Origin of the sequence: Streptomyces sp. S4.7 (assembly GCF_010384365.1) — a bacterium.
In the GTDB taxonomy this organism is placed as follows: domain Bacteria; phylum Actinomycetota; class Actinomycetes; order Streptomycetales; family Streptomycetaceae; genus Streptomyces.
On the sequence record NZ_CP048397.1, the window covers coordinates 1,712,343 to 1,725,739 of the forward strand.

The 13,397-nt window shown below is 72.3% G+C and carries 15 protein-coding genes; 4 read left to right on the top strand and 11 right to left on the bottom strand.

Annotated features, from left to right (window positions below; translation table 11 throughout):
* Positions 1–152: 152 nt before the first annotated feature.
* Genes hisF through hisD form a run of 8 tightly spaced genes read right to left on the bottom strand, consistent with a single transcriptional unit; the run spans position 153 to position 5,964 of the window.
* Positions 153–908 (bottom strand): imidazole glycerol phosphate synthase subunit HisF, encoded by a 756-nt coding sequence (gene hisF, locus SSPS47_RS07545; protein WP_164249703.1) that lies wholly within the window; start codon positions 906–908, stop codon positions 153–155.
* Entirely contained in the window at positions 905–1,354 is a 450-nt protein-coding gene (locus SSPS47_RS07550; protein ID WP_164249705.1) for a RidA family protein, read from the bottom strand. Before SSPS47_RS07550 ends, hisF begins: the two co-directional genes overlap by 4 nt.
* Positions 1,351–2,103 (bottom strand): bifunctional 1-(5-phosphoribosyl)-5-((5-phosphoribosylamino)methylideneamino)imidazole-4-carboxamide isomerase/phosphoribosylanthranilate isomerase PriA, encoded by a 753-nt coding sequence (gene priA, locus SSPS47_RS07555; protein ID WP_164249706.1) that lies wholly within the window; start codon positions 2,101–2,103, stop codon positions 1,351–1,353. Before priA ends, SSPS47_RS07550 begins: the two co-directional genes overlap by 4 nt.
* The gene (gene hisH, locus SSPS47_RS07560; RefSeq protein ID WP_164249708.1) at positions 2,103–2,738 is read right to left on the bottom strand and encodes an imidazole glycerol phosphate synthase subunit HisH; all 636 of its coding nucleotides are present in this window, start codon (positions 2,736–2,738) and stop codon (positions 2,103–2,105) included. Before hisH ends, priA begins: the two co-directional genes overlap by 1 nt.
* On the bottom strand, positions 2,735–2,902 hold the full coding sequence (locus tag SSPS47_RS34760) for a hypothetical protein (RefSeq protein ID WP_187279964.1): 168 nt from the start codon (positions 2,900–2,902) through the stop codon (positions 2,735–2,737). Before SSPS47_RS34760 ends, hisH begins: the two co-directional genes overlap by 4 nt.
* 4 nt (positions 2,903–2,906) lie before the next feature.
* Positions 2,907–3,500: an imidazoleglycerol-phosphate dehydratase HisB gene (gene hisB / locus SSPS47_RS07565; protein WP_078077820.1), complete on the bottom strand. Its 594-nt coding sequence runs from the start codon at positions 3,498–3,500 to the stop codon at positions 2,907–2,909.
* Positions 3,497–4,606, bottom strand: coding sequence for a histidinol-phosphate transaminase (locus SSPS47_RS07570; RefSeq protein WP_147872403.1), 1,110 nt, complete (start codon positions 4,604–4,606; stop codon positions 3,497–3,499). The genes hisB and SSPS47_RS07570 overlap by 4 nt, the downstream gene beginning before the upstream one ends.
* The gene (hisD, locus tag SSPS47_RS07575; protein ID WP_164249710.1) at positions 4,603–5,964 is read right to left on the bottom strand and encodes a histidinol dehydrogenase; all 1,362 of its coding nucleotides are present in this window, start codon (positions 5,962–5,964) and stop codon (positions 4,603–4,605) included. The genes SSPS47_RS07570 and hisD overlap by 4 nt, the downstream gene beginning before the upstream one ends.
* A gap of 268 nt (positions 5,965–6,232) precedes the next feature.
* Between hisD and SSPS47_RS07580 the strand changes: the two genes are divergently transcribed.
* From SSPS47_RS07580 to ybaK, 4 genes are all read left to right on the top strand, one after another.
* Positions 6,233–7,843 carry an oxidoreductase gene (locus SSPS47_RS07580; protein WP_147872407.1) on the top strand — a complete coding sequence of 537 codons (1,611 nt, stop codon included), beginning with the start codon at positions 6,233–6,235 and terminating at the stop codon, positions 7,841–7,843.
* Positions 7,844–7,957: 114 nt separating this feature from the next.
* Positions 7,958–8,986: a hypothetical protein gene (locus tag SSPS47_RS07585; RefSeq protein WP_164249712.1), complete on the top strand. Its 1,029-nt coding sequence runs from the start codon at positions 7,958–7,960 to the stop codon at positions 8,984–8,986.
* A 5-nt stretch (positions 8,987–8,991) separates the two neighbouring features.
* Complete coding sequence (locus SSPS47_RS07590) at positions 8,992–9,732, top strand: LON peptidase substrate-binding domain-containing protein (protein ID WP_164249713.1); 741 nt, start codon at positions 8,992–8,994, stop codon at positions 9,730–9,732.
* Between the two features lie 215 nt (positions 9,733–9,947).
* Positions 9,948–10,448 (top strand): Cys-tRNA(Pro) deacylase, encoded by a 501-nt coding sequence (gene ybaK / locus SSPS47_RS07595; RefSeq protein WP_164249715.1) that lies wholly within the window; start codon positions 9,948–9,950, stop codon positions 10,446–10,448.
* Positions 10,449–10,480: 32 nt separating this feature from the next.
* Here ybaK and SSPS47_RS07600 read toward each other — a convergent pair whose 3' ends face one another.
* The 3 genes from SSPS47_RS07600 to SSPS47_RS07610 form a co-directional block, all read right to left on the bottom strand.
* Complete coding sequence (locus SSPS47_RS07600; RefSeq protein WP_164249717.1) at positions 10,481–11,146, bottom strand: hypothetical protein; 666 nt, start codon at positions 11,144–11,146, stop codon at positions 10,481–10,483.
* A gap of 34 nt (positions 11,147–11,180) precedes the next feature.
* Complete coding sequence (locus tag SSPS47_RS07605; RefSeq protein WP_239065229.1) at positions 11,181–11,978, bottom strand: ABC transporter permease; 798 nt, start codon at positions 11,976–11,978, stop codon at positions 11,181–11,183.
* Between the two features lie 406 nt (positions 11,979–12,384).
* Positions 12,385–13,356 carry an ABC transporter ATP-binding protein gene (locus tag SSPS47_RS07610; RefSeq protein WP_187279977.1) on the bottom strand — a complete coding sequence of 324 codons (972 nt, stop codon included), beginning with the start codon at positions 13,354–13,356 and terminating at the stop codon, positions 12,385–12,387.
* Between the last annotated feature and the right edge of the window lie 41 nt (positions 13,357–13,397).

Sequence of the window (13,397 nt, forward strand, 5' to 3'; positions counted from 1 at the left end):
GGATGGCGACCGCCGTACTGGCTGACACGGACCACGATCCCGCCGCCAACCCCCTTCGCGCATCGGCGAGTTCGCCGGTGTTGACCGGGAACTGCCCCGGAACGGTCCGTTCCGGGGCAGCGGTCGTGCGTAGGTTCGAAAGGTGATCGGCGTCAGCGCACCGCGTGGCCCGCGTCCCGCAGCTCCCTCTTGACCTCGGAGATCCGCAGATCGCCGAAGTGGAAGACGGAGGCGGCGAGTACGGCGTCCGCGCCCGCGTCGACCGCCGGCGGGAAGTCCGCGAGTCCGCCCGCGCCGCCGGAGGCGATGACGGGAACGGTGACGTGCGCGCGTACGGCCGCGATCATCTCCGTGTCGTAGCCGTCCTTCGTGCCGTCCGCGTCCATCGAGTTGAGGAGGATCTCACCGGCGCCGAGTTCGGCCGCGCGGTGCGCCCACTCCACGGCGTCGATACCCGTGCCCCGGCGCCCGCCGTGCGTGGTGACCTCGAAGGTGCCCTCCGGCGTCCGCCGCGCGTCCACCGAGAGGACGAGCACCTGGCGGCCGAACCGTTCGGCGATCTCCCGGACGAGGTCGGGGCGTTCGATGGCGGCCGTGTTGACGCCGACCTTGTCGGCGCCCGCCCGCAGCAGTCTGTCGACGTCCTCGGGGGTGCGGACGCCGCCGCCGACCGTGAGCGGGATGAAGACCTGCTCGGCGGTGCGGCGCACCACGTCGTACGTCGTCTCGCGGTCCCCCGACGACGCGGTGATGTCGAGGAAGGTCAGTTCGTCGGCGCCCTCGGCGTCGTACAGCCTGGCCATCTCGACGGGGTCGCCGGCGTCGCGCAGATTCTGGAAGTTGACGCCCTTGACGACCCGGCCGTTGTCCACGTCGAGGCAGGGGATGACTCGGACGGCGAGGGTCATGCCGGACCTCCGGAGGGCGCGCGGAAGGCTTCCAGCTCGACCTCGACCACCAGGCTCGGGTCGATGAAACCGGCGACGACGATCATCGACGCGGCCGGCCGTACGGCGCCGAACATCTCCTTGTGGGCACGCCCGACGTCCTCCGCGTCCCCGGCGTGCGTGAGATACATCCGGGTGCGCACCACGTGCTCCGCGCCGAGGCCGAGGTCGCCCAGCGCCTTGAGGCCGACGCCGAAGGCGGTGACGGCCTGGTCGTACGGGCCGCCCTCCGCGATGCGTCCGTCGACCACCGAGGTGCAGCCGGAGACGAGGACCAGACCGCTGGGGAGTCCGACGGCCCGGGAGTAGCCGATGGTGTCCTCCCAAGGACCGTCCGAGGAGACCCGTCGTACGCCGTCGGAGGTGCTCGGGGCGGGGGCGTCCGAGCCGGAGGTGCTCTCGCTCATCGGGACACCTCCGTGAGGGCCTCTTCCAGGGTGAACGCCTTCGCGTACAGGGCCTTGCCGATGATCGCGCCCTCGACGCCCTCGGGCACCAGCGAGGCGATCGCGCGCAGGTCGGCGAGCGAGGAGACGCCGCCGGAGGCGACGACGGGCCGGTCGGTGGCCGCGCAGACACTCTTCAGCAGCTCCAGGTTGGGCCCCTGGAGGGTGCCGTCCTTGGCGATGTCGGTGACGACGTAACGGGCGCAGCCGGCCGCGTCGAAGCGCTCCAGCGTCTTCCAGAGGTCGCCGCCCTCGCTGGTCCAGCCGCGCCCGCGCAGCGTCGTGCCGCGTACGTCGAGGCCGATCGCGATCCGGTCGCCGTACTCGGTGATGGCCTCCGCCGCCCACTCGGGGGTCTCCAGCGCCGCCGTACCGAGGTTGACACGGGTGCAGCCGGTGGCGAGTGCCGCGACGAGCGAGGCGTCGTCGCGGATACCGCCGGACAGCTCGACATTGATGTCCATGGCCTCGGTGATCCCGGCGACGAGATCCCTGTTGTCACCGGTGCCGAACGCCGCGTCGAGGTCCACGAGATGCAGCCACTCGGCGCCGGCGCGCTGCCAGGCGAGTGCGGCTTCGAGCGGTGAGCCGTAACCGGTCTCGGAGCCCGACTCGCCGTGGACGAGCCGTACGGCCTGGCCGTCGCGCACGTCGACGGCGGGAAGGAGTTCGAGCCTCCGTACAGAGGACGGGGTGGGTGTGCCGGACATCAGAAGGTTCCGATCCAGTTGGACAGCAGCTGGGCTCCGGCGTCGCCGGACTTCTCGGGGTGGAACTGCGTGGCCCACAGTGCACCGTTCTCCACGGCGGCCACGAAGGGCTCGCCGTGCCGGGACCAGGTGACCTTCGGGGCACGGATCTTGGGGTTGGTGACTTCGAGGGTCCAGTCGTGGACGGCGTAGGAGTGCACGAAGTAGTAGCGCTCACCGGGGCCGAGTCCGGCGAAGAGCAGGCTGTCCTCGGGCGCCTCGACGGTGTTCCACCCCATGTGGGGGACGGTCGGCGCGGTGAGGGGGCCGACGGTGCCCGGCCACTCGTCGAGCCCTTCGGTCTCCACGCCGTGCTCGATGCCGCGCTCGAAGAGGATCTGCATGCCGACGCAGATGCCGAGTACGGGGCGTCCGCCCGCCAGCCGGCGGCCGACGATCCAGTCGCCGCGTGCCGCGCGGAGCCCTTCCATACAGGCGGAGAAGGCGCCGACGCCGGGGACGATGAGCCCGTCGGCGTTCATCGCTCGGTCGAAGTCACGGGTGATCTCGACCTCGGCGCCCGCGCGGGCGACGGCGCGCTCGGCCGAACGGACGTTGCCGAAGCCGTAGTCGAGGACGACGACGTTCTTGGTCATTCCCAGAGCCCCTGAATACGGAGGATGCCGGCGAGCAGGCAGAGCGCGGAGCAGATGGCGAGCAGGACGATGACGCCCGTGGGCTGCTTCTGTTTGGCGAAGGAGTAGACGCCGCCGGCCAGGAACAGGCCGAGGACGATGAGGATGGTGTTGAGGCCGGTCATGGGCTTACAGGGCGCCCTTCGTGGACGGGAGGATGCCGACGGCGCGCGGGTCGCGCTCGCTCGCGTACCGCAGGGCGCGGGCCAGGGCCTTGAACTGGCACTCCACGATGTGGTGCGCGTTGCGCCCGTAAGGGACGTGCACGTGCAGCGCGATCTGTGCCTGGGCGACGAACGACTCCAGGATGTGCCGGGTCATCGTCGTGTCGTAGCTGCCGATCATCGGCGCCATGGACTCCGGCTCGGTGTGCACCAGGTAGGGGCGGCCGGAGAGGTCCACGGTGACCTGGGCGAGCGATTCGTCGAGCGGGACGGTGCAGTTGCCGAAGCGGTAGATGCCGACCTTGTCGCCGAGCGCCTGCTTGAAGGCGGCGCCGAGGGCGAGGGCGGTGTCCTCGATGGTGTGGTGCGAGTCGATGTGCAGATCGCCCTCGGTCTTGACCGTGAGGTCGAAGAGGCCGTGCCTGCCGAGCTGGTCGAGCATGTGGTCGTAGAAGCCGACGCCCGTCGACACCTCCACCTTGCCCGTGCCGTCGAGGTCGAGCTCGACAACGACCGAGGTCTCCTTGGTCGTTCGTTCCACGCGGCCGATACGGCTCATGCGCTCTGCTCCTTCGTCAATTTACGTACCGCGTCGAGGAACGCGTCGTTCTCGGACGGGGTGCCCGCCGTCACCCGCAGCCGGCCCGGGACGCCGTTGTCGCGTACCAGCACGCCCTGGTCGAGGATCGTCCGCCAGGCCCGGTGCGCGTCCTCGAAGCGGCCGAACTGGACGAAGTTGGCGTCCGAGTCGGTGACGTCGAAGCCCATCGCCCGCAGCTCGGTGACCAGCCGGTCCCGCTCCTTCTTGAGCTGTTCGACATATCCGAGAAGCGTATCGGTGTGCTCCAGCGCGGCGAGCGCGGTGGCCTGGGTGATGGCGGAGAGGTGGTACGGCAGGCGCACCAGCTGTACGGCGTCGACCACGGCGGGGTCGGCGGCGAGATAGCCGAGCCGCAGTCCGGCGGCGCCGAAGGCCTTGGACATCGTGCGGGACACGACGAGGTTCGGCCGGCCCGCGAGCAGCGGCAGCAGCGAGGGGTGGTGGCTGAACTCGACGTACGCCTCGTCCACGACGACCAGTGAGGGACGGGCGGCCTGCGCCGCGTCGTACAGCCGCAGGACGGTCGCGGCGTCGACCGCGCTGCCGGTGGGGTTGTTGGGGGTGGTGACGAAGACGACGTCGGGGCGGTGCTCGGCGACGGCGCGCTCGGCGGCGGCCACGTCGATGGTGAAGTCCTCGTTGCGGGGGCCGGAGACCCAGCCGGTGCTGGTGCCGCGCGCGATGAGGTGGTGCATCGAGTACGAGGGCTCGAAGCCGATCGCGGTGCGGCCGGGGCCGCCGAAGGTCTGGAGCAGTTGCTGGATGACCTCGTTGGAGCCGTTGGCCGCCCAGACGTTGGCGGCGGTCAGCGGGAGGTCTCCGGCGGTGCGGCGCAGATAGGCGGCCAGTTCGGTGCGCAGTTCGACCGCGTCCCGGTCGGGGTAGCGGTTGAGTCCGCGGGCGGCCTCCCGGACCCGCTCGGTGATCCGCTCGACGAGCGGTTCGGGCAGGGGGTACGGGTTCTCGTTGGTGTTGAGGTGGACGGGGACGTCCAGCTGGGGCGCCCCGTAGGGGGACTTGCCGCGCAGTTCGTCGCGTACGGGCAGGTCGTCGATGTCCGTCATTCGCCGGGCACCTCCCCCGAGGACGCCGGTACGGACGGCAGTTTCCAGCCGAAACGCGCCTTGACCGCCGCGCCGTGGGCGGGCAGGTCCTCGGCCTCGGCGAGCGTGACGACGTGGTGGGCGACGTCGGCGAGCGCGTCGCGCGTGTAGTCGACGATGTGGATGCCGCGCAGGAAGGACTGGACGGAGAGCCCCGAGGAGTGGCAGGCGCACCCGCCGGTCGGCAGGACGTGGTTGGAGCCGGCGCAGTAGTCGCCGAGCGAGACCGGCGCGTACGGGCCCACGAAGATCGCGCCCGCGTTGCGGACCCGGGCGGCGACGGCGGCGGCGTCGGCGGTCTGGATCTCCAGGTGCTCGGCGCCGTACGCGTCGACGACCCGCAGGCCCTCCTCCACGCCGTCGACCAGCACGATCGCGGACTGCTTGCCCGAAAGGGCGGGCGCGATGCGCTCCTCGACGTGCTTGATGGCGGCGGTCTGCGGCACCAGTTCCTTCTCGACCGCGTCGGCCAGTTCGGCGGAGTCGGTGACGAGGACGGCGGCGGCGAGCGGGTCGTGCTCGGCCTGGCTGATCAGGTCGGCGGCGACATGCACCGGGTCGGCGGTGGCGTCCGCGAGGACGGCGATCTCGGTCGGGCCGGCCTCGGTGTCGATGCCGATGCGGCCGGCGAAGTAACGCTTGGCGGCGGTGACCCAGATGTTGCCCGGACCGGTGACCATGTCGGCGGGCGGACAGCCGTCGGGTCCCGTCGTGCCGTACGCGAACATCGCGACGGCCTGGGCGCCGCCGGCCGCGTACACCTCGTCGACGCCGAGCAGCGCGCAGGCGGCGAGGATCGTCGGGTGCGGCAGGCCGCCGAACTCCTTCTGGGGAGGTGAGGCGAGCGCGATCGAGCCGACGCCCGCTTCCTGCGCCGGGACCACGTTCATGATCACGGAGGACGGGTACACGGCGCGTCCGCCGGGCGCGTAGAGCCCGACGCGGCCGACCGGCACCCACTTCTCGGTCACCTTGCCGCCGGGCACGACCTGGGTGGTGTGCTCCGTGCGCCGCTGGGCCCGGTGGACGGTGCGGGCCCGCCGGATCGACTCCTCCAGCCCGGCCCGAACGGCGGGATCCAGGGCCTCAAGGGCGCGGGTGAGCGCTTCGGCGGGCACCCGTACCCGGTCCAGCGTCACGCCGTCGAACTTGTGGGCGTACTCGATCAGCGCCGAGGTGCCGCGATGGCGTACGTCCTCGCAGATGGGCCGCACCTTCGCGAGGGCGGCTTCCACGTCGAACTCGGCACGGGGCAGCAGGCCGCGCAGCGCGCCGCCCTCGGGGAGGGCGTCGCCGCGCAGATCGATTCGTGAGATCACGCGGTCAATTCTCGCAGACCTCATCAGACCGCCGGTCGCCCGTATCACTGGCTGATATGAGCCCCGAATGTCACTCACGGCTACCAACGTTGACGATTGGCGTTCATTCGGTCACTCAGAGGGAAGAACATTCGTACGGCCCCACATCAGCAGTCCCGTCCGGCGACGGCTGCTCGGGAGTCACACGGGGACGGATACGGCGACGGAGCGTCCGGCACCCATCGAGGTACGGCGCGCAGCACGGCAAACGGGGAAGCGAGGCGCGGCAGTGTCCGAGCCGCACGACGACGAGGCTCCGGACTGGCTCTCGGCCACAGAACTCGGCATGTGGCAGGCCTTCCGGAACGGCAGCACCTACGACCTGAGCGTGCCGAGTCCGCTGCTCAACGATCCGGCCGCGGCCGGTCCTTGGGGCGAGCACCGCAGCGTGCGCGCCCGCGTGATCGCGCTTCTGCTGCTCAGCGGGCCCTCCGCGCGGCCGGGCCGGGTCGCCGCCCTCAAGCTGCGCGGGGCGTACATCAGCGGGTCGCTGGACCTGGCGGGCGGCAATGTCGATCCCTATGTGGAGCTGACCTACTGCCGCTTCGAGCGCGAGCTGGTGCTGCCGGAGTGCCACTTCACGACGTTGCGGCTGGTGGGCTGTGTGATCCCGCGCCTGGAGGCCGCCCGGCTGCGTACGGAGGGCGATCTGCATCTGCCGCGCTGCCAGGTGGCCCGCGGTATCCGGCTGACCGACGCGCAGATCGGCACGGACCTGCTGATCAGCCAGATATCCGTGCGGCCCGACAGCAACAGCCGCTCCATCGCCGCCGACGGGATGTCCGTGGGGCAGGACCTCCAGGCCGAACAGATAGAGACGCACGGGGAGTTCAGTCTGCGCGGCGCGAAGGTCGGCGGCTCGCTCATGCTGCGCGGCAGCCGGCTGCGCGCGGCGGGTGAGCGCCGCGCGCTGAACGCGCCGCAGCTCACGGTGGAGCGCTCGCTCTACATGACGGGCGCCGTCGTGAGCATCGCGACGGGCAACGCCAACTCCACGCCGCCGTACGGCACGGTCTACACGGGCAACACCACGCGGCTGCCGCCGGGCACCGAGATCCGGCGCTTCGAGTGCTACGGCGGGGTCCGTCTGGACGACGGGCGGTTCGGCGACACGATCGACTTCCACCAGGCCCGCTTCCTGATGGCGGCGGGCGAGGAGGTGTCGCTGCGCCGGATCACCGCGACGGAGCTGCGCTTCCAGTGCGAGAAGCCCCTGGAGGGCCGGGTCGTGCTGAACGGCGCGAAGATCACCACGCTGATGGACCTGTCCACGAGCTGGCCGGGCCCCGGCGGTCTGGCCATGGGCGGCTTCTCCTACGAGAACGTGGTGCCGTCCGGCCACTTCCCGCTCAACCGGCGGCTGGAGTGGCTGGACTCGGCGACGCCGGAGTACTCGCCGGAGCCGTACGAGCGCCTGGCGCAGGTGATGCGCAACAGCGGCGAGGACGCCGACGCCCGCGAGGTGCTGCTGGCCAAGCAGCGCAGGCGGCGCGAGACGCTGCCGCTGGCGGCGAAGACATGGGGCTACATCCAGGACTGGACGGTGGCGTACGGCTACCGGCCGGGCCGGGCCGCGCTGTGGATGGCCATGCTGTGGGCGGGAGGCACGTTCGCCTTCGCACGGCACGCGCCGGAGCCGCTCAAGGGCGAGGAGCACCCGGCCTGGAATCCGGCTCTGTACGTACTGGACCTGCTGGTGCCGGTGATCAATCTGGGCCAGGACGGGCACTGGCGGACGGAGGGCGGCTGGCAGTGGCTGGCGGCCTCGATGGTGCTGCTCGGCTGGATTCTGGCCACAACTGTCGCAGCAGGTGCCTCACGCCTCCTGCGTCGCGGCTGACACCGCGTCCGACCCGCTTTCTTTGCCTTCCCTTGACCTGCCCCGAGACAACCTTTCACCCACCACAAAAGCTTCACATATGCCCTATGGCGCCCCTGCGACCTGCGGTTTTCAATGGGCCGCACCATGTCATTGATTCGCGCACTGATCAGTACCGCGCGCATGCTCCGGCACACCCCACGGCTCGGCGACGGGCTCCCGCCGGACGATGCGGTACTGCTCGACGCCCCCGACGACCGGCTCGCCCCCGCGCTCGTCACCGCCGCGCTCGGCGAGTACGAGCACGCGGCGAAGCTGCTGGCGACCACGCGCGAATCAGCCGAGTGGGAGAACCGCGACCGCTATGTGGTGCGGCTCGCCGCGTTCGCCCACAACCGCGACGCATGGCTCGGCCGCTGGCTCGCCGCGTCCCCGAACGACCCGGACGCGCTGGTCGTCAAGGCCGAGCTGGGGGTGCGCAGGGCCTGGGAGTCCCCCGACCGCGCCGAGCCGCTCCGTGAGATGGCCCCGCTGATCGGCGCGGCGGCCGAGGGAGACCCGCGCGACCCGGTGCCGTGGCGGATAGCCCTCGACCACGCGCGCGGCACGCACGCGGGCCACCAGGGCTTCGAGACGCTGTGGGGCGAGGCGGTGCGCCGCTCCTCGCACCACTACGGCTGTCATGTCGCGGCCCTCCAGTACCTCTCGGCCCAGTGGCACGGCTCGCACCGGGAGTGCTTCGACTTCGCCGAGCGGGCCGCCGAGGACGCGCTGCCGGGCTCGCTCGTGAAGGCGCTCCCGATGCGGGCCGCCTTCAGCCGGATGCCGGGCGGCGATTTCACATCCGTGACGGCGGACCGGATCGACGCGGCGTGCGACGAGGCGATCAGCCTCTCCTCCGTGTACGTGGTGGGCGACCCGTGGCCGGCGGAGGTCCGCAATCTGCTGGCGTACGTGCTGGTGGGACGGCATCGGTGGGACGAGGCGCTGGAACAGTTCCGGCTCATCGGCCCGTACGCGACGTCGTTCCCGTGGACGTCACTGACCGACGATCCACTCGGCCAGTTCCTGGAGACACGCGACGGCGTACGCCTCCAGGTGGCCTCCGGGATGCCCTTGTGGAACCGGACAGACGGAGGGCGTCCGCGCGGCCATTACGCTTGAGCGTTGTGACCACCGCACATCTCCCTCTCTTCCCGCTGAACGCGGTGCTGTTCCCGGGCCTCGTGATGCCCCTGAACATCTTCGAGGAGCGGTATCGCGCCATGATGCGCGAGCTGCTCAAGGCCGACGAGTCCGAACCGCGACGCTTCGTCGTGGTCGCCATCCGCGACGGGCACGAAGTCGCGCCGACCGCCTCCGGCATGCCCGACCCGACGGCCCTGCGGGAGCGCGGGCCCTCGGCCGGCTTCGGCTCCGAGCCGCTCAAGGCGTTCCACCCGGTGGGCTGCGTCGCCGACGCGACCACCGTCCGCGAACGCCCGGACGGCAGCTTCGAGGTACTGGCCACCGGCACCAGCCGGGTCCGGCTGCTCTCCGTCGACACCGGCGGGCCCTATCTGAGCGCCCAGGTCGAGGACCTGGCGGAGGACTCGGGCGAGGGCGCGGGAGCACTCGCCGAAGTCGTCCTGCGGGCCTTCCGCGGCTACCAGAAACGGCTGGCGGGCGCGCGTGAGCGGTCGCTGTCGACCAGCGACAACCTGCCCGACGAACCGTCCGTGGTCTCGTACCTGGTGGCCGCGGCGGCCGTCCTGGACACGGCGGCGAAACAGCGGCTGCTGGAGGCGCCGGACACCCTGACGCGCCTGCGGGAGGAGCTGAAGCTCCTGCGGGCCGAGACGGCGGTGATCCGGCACCTGCCGTCGCTGCCGGCCGTGGACCTCACCCTGAAGCCCACAAGCCCCAACTAGGGTCTGTCGTTTGGATCAGGCCGGATCAGGGAGCGGGGTCTGGTGCGTGCGACCGCAGGGCGGAGGAGGGAGGCATGGCGGAGCCGTGCCGACCGACGACAACGCGGCGGGCGTGCGTGCCGGGGACCTCGAGCCCGGCAAGACCCGAACGACAGACCCTAGGCCCTCTCCGGACCGTCTTGCGGCTCACCCGACCGACACGAGGAACACCTCCCTTGGCGAAGAAGCAGGCGAAGAAGGCCGCGGGCAGCACACCGGCCACGGTCGCGCTGACGGCGGCGAAGGCCGAGTTCACCCTGCACGCGTACGAGCACGACCCGGCGGCGCCCTCCTACGGCGAGGCGGCCGCGGAGGCGCTGGGGGTGCCGGCGGACCGGGTGTTCAAGACGCTGGTCGCCGACGTCGACGGCGAACTTACCGTGGCGGTCGTCCCGGTCTCCGGCTCGCTGGACCTGAAGGCGCTGGCCGCCGCCGTGGGCGGCAAGCGGGCGACGATGGCCGACCCGGCGGCGGCGGAGCGCACCACGGGGTACGTACGGGGCGGCATCTCACCGCTGGGCCAGCGCAGACGGCTCCGTACGGTGCTCGACTCATCGGCGGGGGCCCACCCGACGGTCTGTGTCTCGGCGGGCCGCCGGGGCCTGGAGGTGGAGCTGTCCCCGTCGGACCTGGCCGCACTGACGTCGGCGACGCTGGCCCCGATCGCGCGGGCCTGACACCGGGCGGCCCCAGGGGCGGCCCAGCCCCGTCAGTGTCCCTCGCCGGGCCCGTCCTGCCGGTCGGCGGGGAGGTACGGCGCCCCGAACGGCACCCACTCCGGCTCCGGATCGCGCGGCGCGAACAGCGCCGTGAGCGCCAGGTGTACGAGCATCGCCGCCACCGGCCACGCGAGCAGCGCGCCGCGCGCGTTCAGCTCCAGCGGGGCGTCGAACGTCGCGCCCTCCCCCACCGCGCGTGCCTGCGTCACCACGTCGTCCGGGCCCAGCCCCCAGCCGACCAGCCAGGCCAGTCCCGACGCGAGCAGCCCGCCCAGCGCCAGCCCCACGACCAGCGGGACACCGCCGCGCCGGCGGAACCAGCAGACCAGAGCGGCACTGACCGCGCCGAACCCCAGGGCCAGCAGCACGAACGTGCCGTCGGCGCCCATCGCCTCCTCGCCCTCCGTGTCCTTCAGGAACACGGCGGAGTCACCGGCGACGAGCGGCACCCGGGGCGACAGCCAGAGCCAGAGCAGTCCGAGCAGGACACCGGAGAGGGCCACGGCGACCGTCACGACGGCCGCCTGCCTCACCTCGGCCCTGATGTCGGTCCCGTCCGCGTGGGCGACGTGGGCCGCGGTCGATCCCGCGCCCTGCGGTTTCTGCCAGGGGTCGTCGTTCGGCGGCTGGTGGGGCGGCGTCAGGGGTGCTGTCACCCCGCCATCGTGCCAGGCCGGGCACGGCCGTGCCTCATCGGACCGCCGCACGCCGGTACGCCCACGTCGCGACGGCCAGCGAGACCACACCGACTGCCGCGCAGACCGCGAGGTCGAGGGCGACGGTCGGCCAGTCGGGATGCCTGTCGAAGCTGCGGGCCAGGGCCTCCACGCCGTACGTGGACGGCAGCAGGTCCCTGGCGTAGGTGATCGGCCCCGGCAGCCGGTCGGCCGGCAGCACACCCAGCAGCAGCGCGGCGGACATGCCGAGCTGCCCGAGCAGCGTGGCCAGCTCCTGGCGCGGGGCGAGCAGCCCCAGCGCCGCGCCGAGACCGGCCAGGGCCGCACCGGAGAGCGGGATCACGGCGACCAGCACCCAGAGATGGGTCATCGGCAGATCGAAGAGCAGACTGCCTGTCACGGCGGTCACGGCCGTGCCTGGCACGGTGAACGAGGCGTACGCGCCGGCCGCGCCCAGCACCACGGCGGCGGGCGGCACGGGCAGCGTCGCGTAGTGGTCGAGGCCGCCGGTGGCGCGGAGCTGACCGAAGTACTGGGCGAGCAGATTGAGCGCGACGAAGGCCACGACGAGCACGCTCGACCCGGCCACCACCGCCCGCGCCTCGGCGCCGCCGTCCACGACACCGCGCATCAGGATCATGATCCCGACGGACTGGAAGGTCGCGACGAACAGCAGCGGGATCCGCGCGACGCGCGCCCGCGACAACTGCGCGCGGTACACGGCGCCGAGCGAGGGCAGCAGCCGCGCCCGGGTCGCCAGCGCCGCCGGCTCCCCATCGACTCGGTCCGTCGCGGCACGGGCGGCCGGCACTGTCCGGCTCTTCCCGGAGACGGCCTCCGCGGGCACGATGCTCACCTGGCGCTGCTCCTGTTCGGTGCGTACGGACGGGCACGGCCGCGGCACATCGAGCCCGCCGCCAACCGGGACCAGCGTGTCATACACCCCGAACACGCCGAACTCCCCGTACGCACAGGCCTCATACCGGCGCTGACGGCGACGGAGGCGGGCACCGGGACGCCGGGGCACGCGGGCCCGCCGACGCGGACAGGGGCAACGGCGCGAGCCGGATCGGCGACAGTGGCCGGGTCGGTCGGGACGGCACCGACGGCGGCCGGGACGGACGCCACCACCCGCGCCGGGGCGACGGCGCGGCGCCCGGTGGCGGGCGGGGTGAGGGCCGGAGCCGTGAACGCGAGATCGGCCGTGACGCCAGGCGTCATGCCTTCACCAGGCCCTGTACCTGGCCGCCGAGTGCCAGGTAGACGTCCTCCAGGCTCGGCGTGGCCAGCGTGAAGTCGTCCAGTGCCGCGAAGGCCGCGCCGCCCGTCACCGCCGCGACGGCCGCGCGCGCCTCGTCGGGGGCCAGCCGCAGCACCCACCGGCGGCCCGACTCCTGCGCGGATCCGCGCAGCGCGGCGACCTCGGGGACATCGAGCGGTGCGCGTTCGCGCCAGACGAGTTCCAGCCGGACTTCACCGGCGACCTGCTCCTTGAGGCCGGACGGGGTGTCGCAGGCGATGACCTTGCCCCGGTCGAGCACGGCGACCCGGTCGAGGACGGTCTCGGCCTCGATTACGTTGTGGGTGACGAGCAGCACGGTCGCGCCGCGTTCGGCCCGGCGCCGGTCCACCGCCGCCCAGACGGCGCGCCTGGCGACCGGGTCCATGCCGGTGGTGGGCTCGTCCAGGACCAGTACGGGCCGCTCCCCCACCAGCGTGGCCGCGAAGCACGCCATCCGCCGCTGGCCGCCGGAGAGCTTCTTCAGTGGGCGGCCGGCGAGTTCCGCGAGACCGAGTTCGTCGAGGACGGCGTCGCGCTCGGCGCGCGCCTCGCGCAGGCCGAGCCCGCGCAGCCGGCCCGTGGTCTCGGCGGCGAGGCCGACCGTCAACTCGTCGAGCGCGGTGGACTCCTGGCCCAGATAGCCGATGAGACGGGAGGCCCGCTCGGGGTGCCGGACCAGATCGTGTCCGAGGACGTCGACGGTGCCGGAGTCGGGCCGCATGAGACCGGTGAGCTGGCGTACGAGAGTGGACTTGCCCGCACCGTTGGGCCCGAGCAGGCCGAAGATCTCACCGCGCCGCACGTCCAGGGAGATGCCGTCGTTGGCACGCACCTCGGGGGTGGCCGGGGCCCCACGCCTGCCGCGCGCGGCGGGGTACGTCTTGACCAGTTCCCGCACCGCGCACACCGTACTCACAAACAGCGAGCCTACGGGGTCGGCCCGCCCCG